Annotated in this window: 23 protein-coding genes; 8 read left to right on the plus strand and 15 right to left on the minus strand. The window is 53.0% G+C overall.

Features of this window, described 5'->3' with window-relative positions; genetic code table 11:
* Positions 1-384 precede the first annotated feature (384 nt).
* The 3 genes from lpxP (at position 385) to AC007G_RS27025 (ending at position 2,419) form a co-directional block, all read left to right on the plus strand.
* Positions 385-1,299, plus strand: a complete 915-nt coding sequence (gene lpxP / locus AC007G_RS27015) for a kdo(2)-lipid IV(A) palmitoleoyltransferase (RefSeq protein WP_032688289.1) — start codon at positions 385-387, stop codon at positions 1,297-1,299.
* Positions 1,300-1,390: 91 nt separating this feature from the next.
* Positions 1,391-2,029 (plus strand): leucine efflux protein LeuE, encoded by a 639-nt coding sequence (gene leuE, locus AC007G_RS27020; protein ID WP_032695767.1) that lies wholly within the window; start codon positions 1,391-1,393, stop codon positions 2,027-2,029.
* 126 nt (positions 2,030-2,155) lie between these two features.
* The gene (locus tag AC007G_RS27025; RefSeq protein WP_004860746.1) at positions 2,156-2,419 is read left to right on the plus strand and encodes a DUF2534 family protein; all 264 of its coding nucleotides are present in this window, start codon (positions 2,156-2,158) and stop codon (positions 2,417-2,419) included.
* A 42-nt stretch (positions 2,420-2,461) separates the two neighbouring features.
* Here AC007G_RS27025 and AC007G_RS27030 read toward each other — a convergent pair whose 3' ends face one another.
* From AC007G_RS27030 to AC007G_RS27040, 3 genes are all read right to left on the minus strand, one after another.
* The gene (locus AC007G_RS27030) at positions 2,462-2,587 is read right to left on the minus strand and encodes a hypothetical protein (protein WP_088911622.1); all 126 of its coding nucleotides are present in this window, start codon (positions 2,585-2,587) and stop codon (positions 2,462-2,464) included.
* A 215-nt stretch (positions 2,588-2,802) separates the two neighbouring features.
* Positions 2,803-2,904, minus strand: a complete 102-nt coding sequence (locus tag AC007G_RS27035) for a YoaK family small membrane protein (protein ID WP_004101234.1) — start codon at positions 2,902-2,904, stop codon at positions 2,803-2,805.
* A gap of 120 nt (positions 2,905-3,024) precedes the next feature.
* Positions 3,025-4,038 (minus strand): sensor domain-containing diguanylate cyclase, encoded by a 1,014-nt coding sequence (locus AC007G_RS27040; RefSeq protein WP_064793034.1) that lies wholly within the window; start codon positions 4,036-4,038, stop codon positions 3,025-3,027.
* Positions 4,039-4,336: 298 nt separating this feature from the next.
* On the opposite strand from AC007G_RS27040, the gene AC007G_RS27045 reads away from it, so the two are divergent.
* Positions 4,337-4,588 (plus strand): putative hemolysin, encoded by a 252-nt coding sequence (locus AC007G_RS27045; RefSeq protein WP_032688245.1) that lies wholly within the window; start codon positions 4,337-4,339, stop codon positions 4,586-4,588.
* Here the strand turns inward: AC007G_RS27045 and AC007G_RS27050 are convergent.
* Together AC007G_RS27050 and AC007G_RS27055 are read right to left on the minus strand one after the other, a co-directional pair.
* Positions 4,578-4,934, minus strand: a complete 357-nt coding sequence (locus tag AC007G_RS27050; protein ID WP_032688243.1) for a DUF488 domain-containing protein — start codon at positions 4,932-4,934, stop codon at positions 4,578-4,580. The two genes, AC007G_RS27045 and AC007G_RS27050, sit on opposite strands and share 11 nt — an antisense overlap.
* Positions 4,921-5,430, minus strand: coding sequence for a 2-thiouracil desulfurase family protein (locus tag AC007G_RS27055; RefSeq protein WP_032700247.1), 510 nt, complete (start codon positions 5,428-5,430; stop codon positions 4,921-4,923). The genes AC007G_RS27050 and AC007G_RS27055 overlap by 14 nt, the downstream gene beginning before the upstream one ends.
* Before the next feature lie 191 nt (positions 5,431-5,621).
* Here AC007G_RS27055 and AC007G_RS27060 point away from each other — a divergent pair, with 191 nt between their 5' ends.
* Complete coding sequence (locus AC007G_RS27060; RefSeq protein ID WP_032688240.1) at positions 5,622-6,314, plus strand: CTP synthase C-terminal region-related (seleno)protein; 693 nt, start codon at positions 5,622-5,624, stop codon at positions 6,312-6,314.
* Between the two features lie 111 nt (positions 6,315-6,425).
* Here the strand turns inward: AC007G_RS27060 and AC007G_RS27065 are convergent, their stop codons facing one another.
* Positions 6,426-7,610, minus strand: coding sequence for a CynX/NimT family MFS transporter (locus tag AC007G_RS27065; protein WP_064385049.1), 1,185 nt, complete (start codon positions 7,608-7,610; stop codon positions 6,426-6,428).
* A 97-nt stretch (positions 7,611-7,707) separates the two neighbouring features.
* On the opposite strand from AC007G_RS27065, the gene AC007G_RS27070 reads away from it, so the two are divergent.
* Positions 7,708-8,502 (plus strand): AraC family transcriptional regulator, encoded by a 795-nt coding sequence (locus tag AC007G_RS27070; RefSeq protein ID WP_164673306.1) that lies wholly within the window; start codon positions 7,708-7,710, stop codon positions 8,500-8,502.
* Here the strand turns inward: AC007G_RS27070 and AC007G_RS27075 are convergent.
* Together AC007G_RS27075 and AC007G_RS27080 are read right to left on the minus strand one after the other, a co-directional pair.
* Positions 8,486-8,932 carry a DUF441 domain-containing protein gene (locus AC007G_RS27075; RefSeq protein ID WP_004860772.1) on the minus strand — a complete coding sequence of 149 codons (447 nt, stop codon included), beginning with the start codon at positions 8,930-8,932 and terminating at the stop codon, positions 8,486-8,488. The genes AC007G_RS27070 and AC007G_RS27075 overlap by 17 nt on opposite strands.
* Before the next feature lie 133 nt (positions 8,933-9,065).
* Positions 9,066-9,566, minus strand: a complete 501-nt coding sequence (locus tag AC007G_RS27080) for a YbaK/prolyl-tRNA synthetase associated domain-containing protein (RefSeq protein WP_032688232.1) — start codon at positions 9,564-9,566, stop codon at positions 9,066-9,068.
* 368 nt (positions 9,567-9,934) lie between these two features.
* Here AC007G_RS27080 and AC007G_RS27085 point away from each other — a divergent pair, with 368 nt between their 5' ends.
* Entirely contained in the window at positions 9,935-11,110 is a 1,176-nt protein-coding gene (locus AC007G_RS27085) for a glycosyltransferase family 9 protein (RefSeq protein WP_032700278.1), read from the plus strand.
* A gap of 445 nt (positions 11,111-11,555) precedes the next feature.
* On the plus strand, positions 11,556-11,903 hold the full coding sequence (gene yajD, locus AC007G_RS27090) for an HNH nuclease YajD (RefSeq protein WP_032688230.1): 348 nt from the start codon (positions 11,556-11,558) through the stop codon (positions 11,901-11,903).
* 185 nt (positions 11,904-12,088) lie between these two features.
* On the opposite strand, the gene AC007G_RS27095 is transcribed toward yajD, so the two are convergent.
* The 7 genes from AC007G_RS27095 to AC007G_RS27125 form a co-directional block, all read right to left on the minus strand.
* Positions 12,089-13,420 carry a carbohydrate porin gene (locus tag AC007G_RS27095; protein ID WP_032688228.1) on the minus strand — a complete coding sequence of 444 codons (1,332 nt, stop codon included), beginning with the start codon at positions 13,418-13,420 and terminating at the stop codon, positions 12,089-12,091.
* A gap of 387 nt (positions 13,421-13,807) precedes the next feature.
* Positions 13,808-14,461, minus strand: coding sequence for a DUF1345 domain-containing protein (locus tag AC007G_RS27100; protein ID WP_032688227.1), 654 nt, complete (start codon positions 14,459-14,461; stop codon positions 13,808-13,810).
* Between the two features lie 294 nt (positions 14,462-14,755).
* Entirely contained in the window at positions 14,756-15,901 is a 1,146-nt protein-coding gene (locus tag AC007G_RS27105; RefSeq protein ID WP_479466734.1) for a phage integrase Arm DNA-binding domain-containing protein, read from the minus strand.
* Positions 15,876-16,139 (minus strand): excisionase, encoded by a 264-nt coding sequence (locus AC007G_RS27110; protein ID WP_479466735.1) that lies wholly within the window; start codon positions 16,137-16,139, stop codon positions 15,876-15,878. The genes AC007G_RS27105 and AC007G_RS27110 overlap by 26 nt, the downstream gene beginning before the upstream one ends.
* A gap of 34 nt (positions 16,140-16,173) precedes the next feature.
* Positions 16,174-16,452 carry a hypothetical protein gene (locus tag AC007G_RS27115; protein ID WP_479466736.1) on the minus strand — a complete coding sequence of 93 codons (279 nt, stop codon included), beginning with the start codon at positions 16,450-16,452 and terminating at the stop codon, positions 16,174-16,176.
* Entirely contained in the window at positions 16,449-16,646 is a 198-nt protein-coding gene (locus AC007G_RS27120; RefSeq protein WP_479466737.1) for a hypothetical protein, read from the minus strand. The genes AC007G_RS27115 and AC007G_RS27120 overlap by 4 nt, the downstream gene beginning before the upstream one ends.
* The coding region (locus tag AC007G_RS27125; protein ID WP_479466738.1) for a DUF551 domain-containing protein at positions 16,639-17,135 on the minus strand (497 nt) is incomplete at its 5' end. The genes AC007G_RS27120 and AC007G_RS27125, both read right to left, overlap by 8 nt.

A 17,135-nucleotide genomic window follows, 5' to 3' on the forward strand; every position in this document is an offset into this window, starting at 1 on the left:
TATACTTTTTACCTCCGCGCCGCCGCGCGCAGGATGAGAGGGCGGTAGGATGTCGCCGGCCAGTGACAGCAGGGGTTGCGAAGCAATATGATACTGAAAAGTACAAATTGATTTAATAATGTGCAATCAGCGAATCGAAATAATTAGCGAGAAAAGGGTTGCCATAGTAAATATTTGTAATGAGATCTTCTTTTTTATTTTACATTCTGTTACAACTGTGAGGGTATTATGCTTTTTTCACCGCGGGGATGTTTTTTACTTGCCGGAGTGAATTTAGCCGGATTACTATTGTCATAGTTGCTATACGTACCGCCTAACGACTGATGAATGGACTTCGTTTTTTCCTTAAGCGCTACTCATTTATAGACGTTTACAGGAAAAATCATGCCTTGCGCTTTTAATAAAAGTCTTCTGCACCCTCGCAACTGGGGGACCTGGTTTGGCCTGGCCATTCTCTGGTTAATCGTGCAATTGCCTTATCCTCTGTTACATATCATCGGCACCAGCGCAGGAAAGGCGTCGCGCCGCTTCCTTAAGCGCCGCGAACATATTGCCCGCCGCAATCTTGAACTCTGTTTTCCGGACATGTCGCCGCAAGCGCGGGATAAGATGATTGAGCAGAATTTTATGTCGCTGGGGATGGGGCTTATCGAAACCGGTATGGCCTGGTTCTGGAGCGACGAGCGGGTTAAAAAATGGTTCGACGTTGAAGGCTTTGAGAATCTGAGCAAAGCATTAAGCGCCGGGCAGGGCGTTATGGTCGTTGGCGTGCACTTCATGTCGCTGGAACTCGGTGGCCGTACCATGGGCCTGTGTCGGCCAATGATGGCGACCTATCGCCCGCACAACAGCCCGCTGATGGAGTGGGTTCAAACCCGCGGACGCCTGCGTTCGAATAAAGCGATGATCGATCGCCGTAATTTATCTGGTCTGGTGCACGCGCTGAAAGCCGGCGAAGCGGTATGGTTCGCCCCGGATCAGGATTATGGCCCGAAAGGCAGTGTGTTTGCGCCGTTCTTCTCTGTCCCTCAGGCGGCGACGACAAACGGTACCTACGTCCTGTCGCGTCTCTCCGGTGCGAAGATGCTGAGCATCAGTATGGTGCGCAAGATGGACCGGAAAGGTTACACCTTGTACATCAGCGATGTGCTGAATGACTATCCTGGTGAAGATAAACAGGATGCGGCCAGCTACATCAACCGGGTGATTGAAAAAGAGATTCTGCGCGCGCCGGAGCAATATCTGTGGGTACATCGGCGTTTCAAAACCCGCCCGCTGGGCGAGGGCTCACTCTACTAAGCCAACAAGCACCGTAAGCGCTTTCAAAATCGCGGCAGTTGCGTTAACGTGAGCGCGATCATGTTTTTTGTTGAAAGCGAAGGAGTGCAGCGTGTTCGCTGAGTTTGGTGTGTTGAATTATCTGACCTATCTGGTCGGCGCTATTTTTATCATCCTGGTGCCCGGCCCTAATACCTTTTTTGTTCTGAAAACCGGTATTGCACACGGCGTTAAAAAGGGCTATCTGGCGGCGGCTGGCGTGTTTATCGGCGACGCTGTGCTGATGCTGTTGGCGTTTGCCGGCGTCGCGACCCTGATTAAGACCACGCCGGTGCTGTTTAATATCGTTCGCTATCTGGGGGCGATTTACCTGCTGTGGCTGGGGGGCAAAATGCTCTATTCCGTTCTGACCCAGCGGGAAGGGCACGCGGACGCCGGAGCTGAACCGGGAAGCGCGATTCTGAAACGCTCGCTGACGCTTAGCCTGACGAATCCTAAAGCCATTCTTTTCTATGTCTCTTTTTTCGTGCAGTTCATCGACGTTAGCGCGAAAACGCCCGGGCTGGCGTTCTTTATCCTCGCGCTGACGCTGGAAGTGATTAGCTTTATGTACATGAGCTTCTTGATCCTGTCCGGTTCGTTCGTGACGCGCTACGTGAAGACCAGAAAGAAACTGGCAAAAATCGGCAACAGTCTGATTGGTCTGGTGTTTGTCGGTTTTGCTGCGCGTCTGGCAACGTTGCAATCGTAAACCGCAGGCCGGTCGTGATTCCGGCCTGATAGCGATATCCTCTGGCTTGTAACAAAAACCCTTCAGTTTTTATTGCATTAATGTTACATATACAGCCGATTATCGGTCAGAGAAAAGGGAACCCGGATGATTCTGCAAAAGCTCATCAGTAACAAAAACAGCAAGAAATTCTTCTTGTCGATAGGGATTGTGTTTGCCATCGCGCTTACCGTGGTGGGCCGCGCAACGTTTGGCGGGGTCGTTAGCGAATACAATATGCCGTACTCCGAATGGAGCACATCGATGTTTTTCCTGCAGGGGGCGATGGTGACCGTGTACAGCATCGTGTTCACGCTGCTGTTTTCCATCCCGCTGGGTTTCTTCTTTTTAGGTTCTGACCGTCAGGACTAAGACTATGGGGCGAACGCGCGTTCGCCCTGTTTAACCCTTTCGTCACCAGCCGCGGCCGTCATAATGATGATGGTGGTGGTGCCTGTGGTGATAGCCGTCGTCAACAATACATCCCGATAACAGCGTGCATAGCGCAAGAATCAACGATAACACGATCGGTTTTTTCATTTCTCACTTCTCCGTTGTCCACCGTCCGCGGGCAAAGAGCTTGCGGAGTCGGCTGATGAAGTGAGTGTATAGCGTTAACTTATTGAGTGGATAGGATAACTCCGCAATAACGCTCTGACGAATGATCCCCGGCCGCAGGCGCTACCACCAGCCGAACTGAACGCCGGCCAGGGCCACGATCGCGATGATAATCATCAGAATGGTACTTTTTTTCATTACGCGCCGCCCGGAGCCGCGTAGCCGCCGACAAAAAACCAACCGAGAAAAACAACGGCGACGATAAAAATGGCCACCGGGAAAAGAATACCCAATCTCATGATGTTACCCCTGAAGCTAAAAATATGACCTGTCCTGCCACAAAACCATTAAGCCGTTGCATTACATCGCCACAGCTTACCGGAAAACCTCGCTATCATACTGGATATCGCCGTCAGGTTTTAATCAATATTCAGAAAGGAATCGCGCCGACGGGACTTTTTATCCTGATACATCGCATCATCCGCAGCGCGCAGCGCACTTTCGACATCCTGAATCTGCGGATTCACCTCAGTGACGCCAAAACTGGCACCGGGATAGTTAATTCGGTGTTCACCCAGAAAGTAAACTCCACGTAAGGCCTCTCGCAGGATCGCAACAAAGGACTGTTGTTGCACAGTGTCCAGTTCGGTGCCGACGACCAAAAACTCATCGCCGCCCAGACGCCCCACCAGGTCTCCCTGGCGAATATTCGCCTTCAGCCGTTCGCCAATCTGGATCAAAAAGCTGTCGCCGCACTGATGACCAAAGCGATCGTTGATCGCTTTAAAATCATCGAGGTCGATAAAGATCATCAGCAGATTGCGCTGCCGTTCGCGCTCGCGGGGAAACATTGACGACAGATGCTTAAACAGCGCCCGGCGATTGGCTAAGCCGGTCAGCTCGTCGGTATAGGAGTGCATTTCCAGCGCGACGTTGGCGGCGCGAAGCTGATCAACCAGCGTCTCTTTCTCAATATAGTGAGAAATTAAGTTAGCAAACAGCTCCATCACCTGCTCGCCTTCGAGGTTATAGGGCTGCTTATTGCGGCTGGTTGCACACAATGTGCCGTACAGCGAACCGTCGGCGAGGCGCACGGGAATGCTGAAGAAGGTGATAATACCCATGCCCTGAGCGGCGATGCACGACGGCCAGCGGGTGTTGACATCGTTACTGAACTGGCAGTTATCATCGATTGCACGTTTACACAGCGACTCATTCCACGGCACCGAAAACCCTTCCGGGATCTGCATTTCGCTGCTGTTATGCGCGTACAGGACCAGCTGGCGCTGCGCTTTTAAATCAATACGAGTCAGATAAGTCGACTCCATTCTGGTCACAAGCTCCAGCATCTCTAGCAGCTGCCTGACTAACATTTCGAGGGAATGTTCATTGGCGAGCGTTTGCGAGACGCGAGCAAGAATAAAATCTGACATGAATGTACGGCTCCCGATCGCGGGTGGGGCCGTCAGTCATTTATGCTGGAAAACGGCTACCAACGAAGAGTAAACATAGATACAACAAATTTAACACATTAATGAAGGGAATACCTGCGATCGCAGCGGGGAAAAAAGCCCCGTCGGGGGCGACGGGGAAAACTCATTGATTATGGAATGATCTGTTCTCTGGTCAGTTCGAGAACAAGCGCTACTCTACGGGGCAAAAGTGTAGTTAAAATGGAGAAACCATGAAGAATCAGGGCAAATACCTGCTCTGTGCAAAGAAGGAGCAGAAATGAAGTGGATGATAATGCTACTGCCGCTGACCCTGGCCGGATGCGCGAAGCAGCCGCAGCCGCAGGATGCCCCGCCGCCGCCGCAGACTATCGGCATGGCCAACCCGGCTTCCGTCTACTGTACGCAAAAAGGCGGTAGTCTGATTCCGGTTCAGACGCCGCAGGGCGTGCGCAGCGACTGTAAGCTGCCCGGCGGGGAAACCCTCGATGAATGGGAACTGTGGCGCCGGGATCACCCCGCTAAGCCGTAACCGGTAGATTCTCAAGCCAGTTAGCCAGCACCAGCGCATGGTTTTGCCGGGTATCTTTGGCGGCATACAGCAAGGTTAAGGGCTGTTGGCGAGCCAGTCCGGCGAGACGTAATCCTTCGTCACGCCGGGCGTCGAGTTCCTGGCGATACTGTTGACTGAAGCTGGCAAAATCGATCGCCTCGCCGTGGAACGCTTTACGTAGCGCCGAAGAGGGCGAGAGCGATTTGCACCATTCATCGTAGCGCAAAGCCTCTTTTTTCATCCCGCGCGGCCAGAGTCGGTCGACCAGGACGCGGTAACCGTCGCCGGCCTCTGCCGGATCATAAACGCGTTTACAGTGAATCATCGCTATTTTCTCTCTGTTGCATCCAGGCGAGGAGTTGGGGCAGCTGTTGGTCGGAAAAAACGGCGATTCCGTGTTCACGCAGCAGCGCCGCCGCCACGCCTGAGCCCGGCTTTCGCTGCCCGCTGAACGTCCCGTCGTAAATAAACTGGCTGCCACAGGTCGGGCTGCCATCGGTTAACAACGCGGCCTCGCAGCCGGCATCCTGTGCGGCGCGCAGGGCCAGCCATGCGGCCAGCTGATAGTGCGGGGTGACGTCCTGACCGTCGCTTTCAACGATACGCGCGCGGTCTTGCATGACATCCGCGCCCTGGGCGTGAAGGATTTCGGCCGGCAGTCGGGGGACCGGCAGCCCGGCGGCCAGCTCCGGGCAATGAATTACCAGCCGACCTTCGCGCTGCCAGCGCGCCAGCGCGTCGGCAAGCTGCGCTTTTTGGCTGCCATTATAGCGAACCTGAAAACCCATCAGGCAGGCGCTGACCAAAATTTTGCTTTTCATAGGCGGTCCATCATTATTCCTCGGCGCTATACAATAGCGCCTGCGCGGGGAAATTACCCGCGCACAAAGCAATCCGAAAGCACGAATGGCCTTCTGCCGTGGTGAAAACAGGGGTTGTGTTCCGCGACGGAGATCGCTAATCTGAGGCTCCTTGTGTTGCCCGAAAATCGCTCTGACATAAGGATCCTGCTATGAACACCCCCCTGCGTATTGCCCTGGTTGGCGACTACAATCCTGACGTGATTGCCCATAAAGCTATCCCCCTGGCTATCGACGATGCTGCTGCCGTGCTGGAGCTGCCCGTGCGCTATGAGTGGCTGGCAACTCGTGATATTCATCATGCCGATGCGCTGGTAGATTACGCTGCTATCTGGGTCGTGCCCGCCAGTCCGTACGAAAATGCCGAAGGCGCGTTTACCGCCATTCGCTACGCGCGCGAAAACAGCGTGCCTTTCCTTGGAACCTGCGGTGGTTTTCAGCACGCGATAATCGAATATGCGCGAAACGTGATGGGCTGGCAGGATGCGGCACATGCTGAAACCGATACCGAAGGACGGATGGTGATAGCGCCGCTCAGCTGCTCGCTGGTTGAAAAGTCAGACACCATTGAGCTGCGCGCTCATACCCTGATTGCCCGTGCGTACGGTCGCGATCATATTGAAGAGGGCTACCACTGCAACTACGGTATCGCCGACAGCTTTGCCCGTGAACTGGAGCAGGGGGAGCTGCGGGTAACCGGATGGGATGAAGAGGGGGAGATTCGCGCGGTGGAACTGGTCACACATCCGTTCTTTGTGGCGACCTTGTTTCAGCATGAACGTCATGCCCTCGAAGGGCGTCCCGCACCGCTGGTGCAGGCGTTTTTACATGCCGCAAGCCAGTAATCTCAGCGCCGGTTAATCTTACTGGATTGAGTCCGCATTGCCGGTATCACCCCGGCAGCGCGGGCGAGCAGGAAAATATTGCCGCCATCGTAATGGCGGCTTATCAAAGCGCTATCCGTTTATCTCCCGGTCGCGTCCGGCCAGTGCGCCGAACAGCGCCATGACGACTGAAATCAGCGCCACGGCGATAAGCGGGATCTGCCAGTCGCCGTTGGCATCATGAATTTTCCCCATGAGCGGTGGTCCGCAGGCGGCCAGCAGGTATCCGATGGTCTGTGCCATCCCCGACAAGGCCGCTGCCTGGTGCGCAGAGTTTGCGCGCAGGCCAATAAACGTCAATCCCAGAATCATGGTCGCCCCCGAACCGAAACCAAAGATCAGCGTCCAGACTACCGCCTGTCCCGGCCAGAACCACAGCCCGCAGGCGCTGATGGCGCACATCAGCGCCACAATGACCGCGATGGCGCGCTGGTCTTTAAGGCGATGAAGAATCAGCGGAATCGCCAGCCCGGGGGCCGCGGTGGCCAGCTGGAGCAAACCATGCAGAGAGCCCGCCTGCGCCTCGCTGTAGCCAAGGCTCTGCAAAATGGCCGGCAGCCAGCCAATAATAACGTAATAGACCAGCGAGTTGATGCCGAGGAACAGCGTGACCTGCCAGGCGAGCGCGGAGCGCCAGATTCCGCGATTGTGCATGGCGCCGGAACCGGTGAGCGGCGCAGTCGCGGTCTTGCGCGTTTGCGGTAACCATACCAGCAGCGCCAGCAGCGGAAAGACCATTAACATCAAGAGCGCGCCGTGCCAGCCGAAACCCGCCAGCGCCAGCGGCACCACCATGGCTGAACCCAGCGCGGCCGCTCCGCCCATAGTGATCGAGTAGGCCCCGGTCATCCTCGCAACATGCTGTGAGAAATCGCGTTTGATCAGACCTGGCAGCAGAACGTTACCGAGCGCAATTCCGCAGCCGATGATCGCCGTACCGCCGAACAGTAAGGCGGTGGAAGGAAGCGAACGCAATCCGATACCCAGACAAATAAGGACTAACGCGACCAGCAGACTGCGCTCAATGCCTAGCCGGCGACCGACGCCTGCCGCTAGCGGCGATACCAGGCCAAAGGCCAGCAGCGGCAATGTGGTGAGCATCCCGGTTTGTGCGGTGGAGAGACCATAGTCCGCGCGAATGGCGTCCAGCAGCGGGGCTGCGCCGGTAAAAGTCACGCGTAGCGTGGAGGCAATCAATAAAATCCCGGCAATCAGCAGCAGATGACGGCGGCCGGTAGAAGGCAGAACAGAACTCATGGCAATCTCTGACGAGTAAACAGGGCGGCTACAATAGCGCGTTTGCCGATGGTTTAAATCAAGCTAAAATGACAGATTATCGCTAATATCGGACAAAATCATGATAGGACTTGGCCTGGATGGCTACGATCCGGACAGCGGCCATGAATCGGCCCTCGCTTTTCGCATTCAGGTGGTGGAGGACGAGCAGTTCATCCCTCGCCATCAGCACCGCAAAGGCCAGCTGATCCTCGCCTTGCATGGAGCGCTCACTTGCGAGGTGGAGAACGCTATGTGGATGGTGCCGCCGCAGTACGCGGTGTGGGTACCGGGTCAGATGCCCCACAGCAACCGCGCCACGCCGGGGGCGCAAATCAGTTTTCTGTTTATTGAACCGGATGCTGCGCCAATGCCGGCGCACTGTTGTACCTTAAAAATTTCTCCCCTGGTTCGCGAGCTTATCCTGACCCTCGCCGGACGTCACGGGGAGGCGTTTGCCCATCCGACTACTCAACGGCTGGTACAGGTGCTGTTCGATGAGCTCCCACGACAGCCGCAGGAACATCTGCAGTTGCCGGTTTCCCCCCATCCGAAGATTCGCCAGATGGCGGATTTCATGGCGGTTGATCCGGCCCGTTGGCAGACGCTGGGGCAGTGGGCGGCGGAATTTGCGATGAGCGAACGGAATCTGGCGCGGCTGGTGGTGCGTGAGACCGGGCTGAGCTTTCGCCGCTGGCGACATCAGCTGCAGCTGATCCTGGCCCTGCAGATGTTGATTCGTGGGCAAACGGTCCAGCAGACCGCGCAAACGCTGGGATATGACTCGACGACCGCGTTTATTACGATGTTTAAAAAGGGGCTGGGCCAGACGCCAGGGCGCTACCTGGCGAGTCTGGTTACGACTTCCCGATAAACAGTGAAATGATGCCAGCGGCGATCAGCGGGCCAACCGGTACGCCGCGGAACAGCGCTACGCCAAGGACCGTGCCGACCAGCAGCCCGGCGACCAGCTGCGGTTGCGACCCCATCAGCGCCACGCCGCGACCGCCCAGCCATGAGACGAATACGCCCACCGCAATCGCCAGCAGCGACTTCCAGTTAACGAACGAGTGCAGCAGCGTCGACGGCGGCAGCGTGCCGCTGGCAATGGGGGCCATGACGCCAATGGTCAGAATAATAATCCCGATCGTCAGCCCCTGTTTTTCAATCCACGGGAAAAAGACGTTGAGCGGCGTGACGCGAACGATGATTAAAACGAGGATAGAAATGGCCACGGTGGTGTTATGGCTGATAAAACCCAGCGCGGCCAGCCCCAGCAGAATAAACAGGGTTGTATCGAACATGAAGGGAGATCCTTGCCAAAATAATAAGCCTGTCTACTTTACGCGTAATAGCGTGAATAGACAGGCTTTTTTTGACGAACGACCGCGTATTCAGGCATCTGCACAATTTTACGTGGCGGCGTACTATCACACCTCAGCTTTCGCGGCGAAAGGCGACCAGCTCCGGGCGGGCGATGCGCAGATAATCCCTGGTGTTGAGGATAATGGATTTATCCAGCTGGCCGGCGTTAAAGGCAATTTCAGGGTAGCGATCGAACAGCAGCGGATCGGCAATCAGCCGCAAGTCCGGATGAAAGCTGAACGGTGGGATGGCGCCAAAAACGCAGGCGGTGAGCGTATCGACTTCCGCCGGACTGGCCAGCGACGCCTTGCTGCCGCCGATATGCTGCGCCAGGCGTGACAGGTCTGCCTGTTGATCGGCGGCGAGGATCGCCAGCACATGCTGGTTCACGCCGTTCCCTTTGACTTTACAGACCAGCGCTTTTGCGCCCTGGCCCAAAGCGGTACCGCGAATTTCCGACACGGCCTCACATTTCCCCACGGCCTCATGTTCTACGACGCGATAGCGTGCCTGATGCTGTTCAAGCAGCGCGAGCAGCTGACGGTGGGTGTTGCGTTTTTCCGGCATGTTCATCTCAATCTTTCCAGCATGACAAAGCCGTCAGCATAATCTTCTTCACGCCTGATGAGAACCCACGGAGCCCGTAGGAGCATTTTGTTCTGATTGCTTGCGCGGTGAATGTGGACCTGAGAGGAGAGGGATAAACGACATGATGCTCAACGATCAATACCTCCGCGAACGGTGAGGGCCAATTCATATCTTCTCATCGGATTATTCGTATTTAATTCATAATTTAAGCAAATTCTCTTCAATTTATCGCTGGCCAAAGCACTCCTCACGACAAAATGGAAAGAATTTATTAAGCAATAGAACTTTTCTCATTTTATTGAGTCCTTAACAAAATCGATAGTAGTGCGGTTAATTGTGGTTACGAGGATATGATGATAGATAACACAGCGGTGCGGGTATCCCCGAAGAAGTTTAAAAAAATAAGGGAACTTAACAGGCGCCGTAATTATTTTACAAAAAGAGTGCGTAACGCCTTACGGGTTTATATCGCAAAAACGCTGTGGGATAGCCCTGCGCGTCATGAGCCGGATTTGTCATCGGCAAAAACGGTGCTGCTGATGCGCAATGAAGGCGCTATCGGGGATGTGGTTGTCGATTCTGCATTGGTTAAGTGCCTTCATCAGTCTGGATTTATCGTGGATTTCCTGCTGACAAAATCGAATAGCCAGGTGATGCGGTATCATCCGGGTATTCGCCGGATCTATGAGGCTGAGAATGTAGCCTCCGGTGATTTCCTGCATAAATTTACCCATAATGTTCCTGAGTCCGTTATTAATGAGCTTGCGAATAATAAGTATGACATTGTTATCGATCCCTCTTTATTCGACATGCCCATACACCGGATGCTGTTATTGCGGCAAATAAAAGCAAAGTCGGTCCTGGGGTTTAATAAATGGGCATCTATTAATCACTATTCAAAATCCTTTGATTTTGATTGTGAAAACTGGCATGTCAGCAAAACCTATACGTTTATCGCCGAGCATCTGAATCTGGATAAAAAACATCTGGAGCGCTATGACCTCCATATTCCAGAAGATATTTATCAGCAAACCCGGCAGTATCTGGCGGGGATTGTCGGGCGAAAAGTCATCATTAATATTTTTGCCGGGCATCCGGACCGCAGTCTGTCGCAGGCGCAGTTGTCATCCCTCATCGGCAAACTGCAGGAGGCCTATCCCGATGTACAGATCATTTTGCTCGATCACCGCAATGAGATCCGACTCCCGCTGCCAGAAAAGGTTCGCATTAACCCTTTCAAAACGCTGCATCACGCCATGGCGCTGATTGCCGATGCCGATCTGGTTATCTCACCGGATACCTCGGTGGTCCATATGGCGGCAGCGTGGAGAAAACCGCTGGTGGCTATCTATAAAGATGTGCGCATGAACAACCGATTGTGGGCGCCGGGATATGACAACGCGCGGCAGATCATTGTCAAATGCGGCAAGGTCCATCACATGGAGAATCTGGCCAGTCTGATTATGAGTGAGATTGAAGGTGGCGTGCTGGCAAAAGAGCCCGGGCGGGATGGTCTCAACGATCGATAATCGTCGCTGCTGGCAGAGGGGCGTCCGGCAGCAGGGCATCATCATGTGGCCAGCGATACAAGATCGCTGGCTTTTTTATGCACCAGATTCCCGGTCAGCCAGCACAATAGCAGGAGTCAAAAAGGGGGATTTACGCCACAGGGATAATCCGGCGAAAGGGCCGGCCAACGGGGAGCGGCAGTCAGCCGAACGGCAGGTTATGTAAAACGAAAGACCTTTTAGCCTGAATTTTGCGATGGCTGATTATAATGACGCGTATTCAAAACCAAGGCGGCCGCGGTAAGCGGAAGGCCGTCTTACGTTGATGCCGGGGAGCGCCTCACCGTTTTGCTTCCAGACTCTCGCCCGTTGCCTGTTGCGCTTTCATCAGGCCTTCTGTTCCCTTGCGGACCCGATTGGAGGTACTATCTAACCCATTATCTCTTTGTAACAGGTAACCTCTCCAATGGCTCTGATCCCTAAAAACTATGCCCGGCTGGAAAGCGGCTATCGTGAAAAAGCACTAAAAATCTATCCGTGGGTATGTGGGCGCTGCTCGCGGGAGTTTGTCTATTCCAACCTGCGCGAATTAACGGTTCACCATATCGATCACGACCATACCAATAATCCGCAAGATGGCAGCAACTGGGAGTTATTGTGTCTGTACTGCCACGACCATGAGCACTCCAAATACACCGAGGCGGACCAGTACGGCACGCGAGTGGTGGCGGGGGAGGATGCGCAAAAGGATGTGGCCGCCGCAACCTATAATCCCTTTGCGGATTTAAAATCGATGCTCAATAAGAAGTCATAAAATCAGCCATCTTTCCTGCTGGCACAGGGCTGCCTGAGCCGCCCTGACAGGCGCATCTTTGCGTGGTTCAGGTCTGGCTTATCACCGCGACTTTGCTGCCCGGCGCATTCGCTCAGACAGCACCCTTCGCCGGTTTGCCGACTGCGGGCAGCTTATGCCAGTCGCCCGCAGTAGACAGTGCATGATTACCAGAAGACGTTAGCCTGAATACCCACAGCCCAGGTGTCGTTGTCCAGACCATTATTGAAGGACGATTCGCTGGCATCCGTCCAGTTATCCCGGTCGCTATCGTAGTGGCTGACGAATACGCGTAATTCTGGCTTATCGCGACCGTAGGACAGCGCCTGAGCAAGGGTGTACTTTGCTCCGCTGCGATCGTAGTCAGTCCCGTTAACCGTTTTCTTGTCGTCGAAATAACCCATTTCAAGATACGTTCGGGTGTAATCAGACCAGTGATAGGTCACTTTCGCGCTGACGGACGCCGTTGACGCATCGCCCTTATCACCATTCCACAGCTCAACATCGTTGGCGGCAGCATAGTTCAGCGCATGGCTGACATCCCAATCCGCGGCAACCGGGATGGTGCCGTAGTTACGCAGTGCCCAACCTTCACCCTCTTTAACCGTGCCATTGAGCGTGTCCGCAGCGCCGAAGGTCACGCCTTGCAGGGCCGAGCCTTTGCCATAATACTGGATAACCGTATTGTTAACGCCTTTGTCGAAGATCTGCTGTTTCAACACCACCATCGCGGTTTGGCCATCGACATAATCGTGGTTGGCTCGCTCGACTTGTTCATCGTTAGCATCTGCGTGGAGATATTTATAACCCACCGCTAACGTTGCGCCATCCCACAGAGGCTGGCTGTCATACATGAGTTCAAGTTGATTGGAATCGATCAGCTGCTGAGCGTCCACTTCGCCTTCGGCAAAGGCAGAAAGATCTTCATCAATATCGCGATGTAAGAATGCGACAGAAAGTTTCCCCTGACCGAGACTCATTTTTTCAATACCGCCGCCGACGTTGGTATGGTTCCAGTAATCGTAGTCGTTGGCGTCAATACTGTATTTATTATACTGGCGAATACCCGCCCAGGTTGTTTCATCAAGGCCCATGAAGTTACGGAACTGGATATTCATATTTTCCCAGCCGAACTTATTTTCGTGGCTGCTATTGGTATCGCCGTCGTACATGTTGATCATCGTCTGAATATATACAGACTGACTTCCTGAACGATATAGTTCTTTACCAAAGCCAACTTCAGCGTAGGTGTCAAATTCATTACCCAGACGGCCAAGTTTATTCTTCTCGAAGCTGCCGCCGGTCGCGTCTTTCATCGAACCACCGCCGTCACTGGCGCCCATGCCTGAACGGAAATATCCATAAAAATCAATGCCAGCTAAGGTGTCGGTGGCGGTAACGGTTTTGGATGGGGCATCTGTTTTATCATCTGCAAATACGGCTGTGGACACCATTGAAAGTGACGACGCAATGGCAAGGGGCAATAAAGATTTTTTCATTAATTAATTCCTGGTGTTTTAAAATATAATTTCCGTAACAAATTGCACGGGATTTAATTATTAAATTTCAGCCGCTGCTAGTGGCGGTTAAAAGGTAAAATATTTTAATTGCTATAAAAGAATATTAATTTTCAGGCGCTATTGCACGTTCAGGCATAGTGTATGGTGTAACCTGCGGCTCTAAAACAGCACATTTATTTAAAAGTAAATATTGCCCTTGCGGAATATTAAATTGTGGACTAACGCACAAAAATAAGCGTTTTAAAGGTAACGCTGACCCTGAGGAGCCGCTTGGGAGAGGGGGCTGGGGGAAGGGCAGCCTCCGCCGCGTCATGTTGGAACGACAGTCGGCTTTGGTTGCGCCAGTTGAAACGGGATCCGGAGGGACTAATTCAGCAGACCTGCGCCGACGTTGACCGACAGACCCAGTATCGCGAGATTGAACACAAAGGAGATAACCGATTGTAGCAGCGTGATTTGACGAATCCCGGTTGTCCCGGTGGCCACATCGGCGGTTTGCGAGGCCACCGCAATCGTAAACGCGTAGTACAGGAAGTCCCAGTATCCAGGGTCCTCCGGCTTTTCAGGAAATATCATCGGGGTGACGTCCTGCGTCCGATGCAGGTAGTGCTGATGGGCATAGTGCATAGCGAAAGAGCTGGGCAGGAGGGCCCAGGAGACAATGAGGGTTGCCACCGTCAACAAGAGATGCACTACGCGCGGCGTGCCGGAGAGCTCTTTCAACGCGGAGAGTTCGCTTAAAATGGCGACGATGCTGGCCGCACAGGCCACAATCACTATCGTTAGCACGAGCATCGCGCTTTGGTCCTGTAATCGGGCAATGCGCTGAATGCCCGATACATCAGTAATCAACATGCGGATCCAGATAAAAATCAGATAAGGCCATGCCAGCGTATTCCAGCCGATCAGCACTCTTTGCAAGGTCCCCAGGTGTGCCGGAAGCAAGAAAAAACAGACGACGCCCAGAACGATAGAAATCAGCAGGGGCAGACGAACGTAGAGGTGGGCGGTAAGGCGCATAGTGGCAGTCGCTTCCAGTCAGACACTGATTCAGGCTTATTCAAACGTCATTATTGGAATTGACGCGCAAATACTCAACGGCCAGCCTTCAAGGAAAACAGTCAGGATCTTAATGTAACTGACTGTTTTTATTGGCTAGTTTCTGACCTCGGAACCCTGCTTGTGGAACAATTCGCAATTTTATAATTTATTGAAATTGAAGGTTATTTTTCTTTCTCCAATATTCCCCCAAAATTCTTCCCCAAAACGCTACGTAAAAAATACGGTGGGCTCGGCAGGGTTTGCCTTCATTTTTCACGTAGCGATATCTAGTTTATTCCAGTCCAGCCCCCGATCATCGGCGTACTTCTGACTCATAGTGTCCGTCTTATGACCCAGGAGGGTTTTGACGTCGATGCCCTGTGCTTTATACAGTCGAGATGATAATGATCTCTGTTCATGAAATGGTGGTGGCGTCGCATCATCCCCCCAACAAATCCCTGACGAGTCCCTGGCCGTGGCAAAATATCTTGAAATTGATTTTTCGGGGATTTTCGAGCCAGGTTTTCCATTCGCATGGTGAACAGTATGATGAATCAGGTATGCACTGATCACTCTATCCCGGCATCTCGAGATCACTTCACCGAGGGTCACTCCAATGGCATCACACCTCAGAGTAAGCGGAAGGGCAATTTTTGACCCTGTTTTGTTTTGAATGATATGAAGGTGCCCATCCCAGACATCAGAAAATTTTAAATTAACAATATCCCCAAGTCGCTGCCCTGTGACCAGTGCGAGAAGCATTGAGTTTTGTGCCGCTGCCTGCATAGAAGATGCGCTTTCAAAAATGATTTTCCATTCGTCCAGACTTAACCGCTTCCGCTTAACTTTCGCGACAGGATTTCTTGATGCCATCGCCGGGTTATAGCCTGGTGGAACCTCTCCAGCGTGCTGAGCCTCTTTGAAGATATCAATAAAAACGGACCTGATAAGTTGTGCCATGCGTAACTTTCCTTCGGCCTTGTACTCGTCAATTATTGTTGCAATCGCTTTTGTATCCACGTCCGCGATTCTGACATTTGGAACTCTTTCATATAGCACCTTTGAGCAAAGCCGTCTGGAGTCAACAGTGGGTTTCTTTATTTCCTTGTTTTCCATTCGCTCAAGCTGAATTTCGTTGTATTTTTTTACCCAGTCTTTCACGCGCATCCCTGGTAGATGCTTCGTTTTGGCTTTAATGGCCATGTCAATCAGGGCATAGGTTTGCTGGGTTTCTTGTTCAGCGATCAGGCGATTCATTTCGGATGCTGCAATTTTCGCCGCATCCTCATCTGTCCCAAATCCGACGAACACTCCAGACACCGGGTGCCTGTATTGCCAGTAGACGCGTGATGTCCTCTTATCCAGCTTGCAATAAAGATTAGGAATATCAATGTTATACTTTCTGGGGCGTGCGGCCATTTAGCGCTTTCTCCACTAACTGACGGGCTTTACCTGATATTGATGATGAAATATCTACGTTACCCACCATTCCAATAAAGCGAGCATCTTCATCTACTACCCAGCGTTTACCTTGTTTTATGGCTGGAGGGTAGGTTTGTTTCGTCTTAGCGATTTTATTAAGGGCCGATTTACTAACAGGCTGTTTAAAACCGTTTGGACCAGATGCCCAGTCATAGATAGTTACCAGTTGTCCCATGCGTTTTTATCTCCACTAAACCGGCTGCAACCGGTTATCTGCCACTATACGAACAGGATGAACATCCACCCCGCAGGCCGTCGTTACAACTTTTGCATAGCTGGTGGTCCTGCATCACTCCTTTAAGTTGGTTGTATATTTCTCCTGGTACAATTACCGGCATCGGCACACGCAATTGCTGGCTACGTAGCAAAGCGATTTCATCAGCATGCTCAAGGGCTATTTGCTTCCAGTCTTCCGCTTCAGCTTTGAACCATGCCAGGTCGTCCCGCATGCGCCGCCAGCGGCGACGCTTCAGCTTATTCGCTTTCACTTCACCTCCCGCTCAACGTCAGGAAGCACCGTTTTAACGGCTTCGCGCACCTCTTTCATTGAACGATCAAACCAGTTTACTGAGGTTGTATAACCGTCGAACTTCGCACCTTTGGCGTTAATTTTTGCCACCGTGATATCTCTGGCGGCATTAATCATTGCCACGGCTACAGCCTCCGGGATGCTGTTATTCACCTTTCACCTCCTGCGGGGCGGCTGGCAGCGGCATCCAATGGGTGACACTGACAGGGATCACGTTATCAATAGGCTCTTCACTTCCGCTCCATGAAACATCCTGCAGCCATAGCTGACCGTTGAAAGTTGCATGAATTGGCTCATCTTTCACCGGGAAGCATAAGACCTTCACGCCCACTTCCGGCATCCGCTCGCTTACCGGAATCCATCCCGGAACAACCTGAGCCTTCAGCTTGCCAACCAGCGGGCCATTAGGCCCGCTATCATCCGCGAGCATTGCCGGCGCGGCGCTTTTAAGCAGCTCTACAGCTTCGGCAATTCGCTGCTCTGAACCATCCGGAATTACCGGAGAGTTGCCAGCCTGGAGCATGGCGGCGCGGCAGGCGTCATAGATTGTTTGAGCATTAGCCTCGCACTCTACAAAACCGCCGCACTCCTGATAGATAACCTGATAAACATTTTCCGGTATTTTCTCCGGCACTACCGGCT

It is taken from the genome of Klebsiella sp. CSG-1 (assembly GCF_056521145.1).